Annotated in this window: 1 protein-coding gene and 1 pseudogene; both read left to right on the forward strand. The window is 76.3% G+C overall.

All coding sequences use genetic code 11. From position 1 onward, the window contains the following. A partial coding sequence (locus tag ND748_RS32900) for an adenylyltransferase/cytidyltransferase family protein (protein ID WP_251750148.1) occupies positions 1–674 on the forward strand: 674 nt, incomplete at its 5' end. Then, positions 661–913: pseudogene (locus tag ND748_RS32905) on the forward strand (SDR family NAD(P)-dependent oxidoreductase); the annotation flags it as partial. The gene ND748_RS32900 and the pseudogene ND748_RS32905, both read left to right, overlap by 14 nt.

Below are 913 nucleotides of genomic sequence, written 5' to 3' on the forward strand. Positions count from 1 at the left end.
CCGCCGCCCTGCTCGGCGCGGGGGCGCTGCCGTCGGAGGCGGTCGTCGCGGCGACCAGGGCGACCGGCGCCTTCCTCGCCGCCGGCGGCGTGTCGGCCATGTCTCCCCCAGCCGATCACCACGGCGACGGTCCGGGGGCGATCGACGGCGGGGGCGGGCCAGGTATCGGGATCGGGACGGGCATGGGGATCGGGACGGGGACGGGGATCGGGATGGGGGCGGCCCTGGAAGTGGTGCGGCGCACCCGCGCCCGCGGCGGGGTGGTCGTCAGCACCGGAGGCTGCTTCGACCTCCTGCACGCCGGTCATGTCAACGTCCTGGCCGCCGCCCGCCGTCTCGGCGACTGCCTCGTCGTCTGCCTGAACAGCGACCTGTCCGTGCGTCGACTCAAAGGCCCCGACCGGCCGCTGGTGAGCCAGGCCGATCGGGCGGCCGTGCTGCTGGCTCTGGGCAGCGTCGACGCGGTCGTCGTGTTCGACGACGACACGCCCGCGCCGATCCTGGCGCGGCTTCGCCCGGACGTGTTCGCGAAAGGCGGCGACTACGCGGCCGGCGACCTGCCGGAGGCGGCGGTCGTCGAGTCGTGGCGGGGGCAGGCAGTCATCCTGCCCTACCTCGCCGGCCGCTCCACCACATCGATGATCAGAGAGGCGGTGCGCCGTGGCGGCACCTGACGCGACCCTCGACGCGACGACGACGAACCCGACGGCGACGAACCCGACGGCGGTATCCCCGGCCCGCCGGGCGGGCGAGGTCGGGACCGTCCTCGTCTCCGGCGGGGCCTCGGGGCTGGGGGCCGCGGTCGTCGCCGCCGTGCGCGACGCCGGGGGGACGCCCCTCGTCCTCGACCGGATGCCGGTCCCGTCCGCCGAGCACGCGATCGTCGACCTCGCCGACGGCCGCGCCACCGAGC

It is taken from the genome of Frankia sp. AiPs1 (assembly GCF_023716945.1).
Lineage (GTDB): Bacteria > Actinomycetota > Actinomycetes > Frankiales > Frankiaceae > Frankia.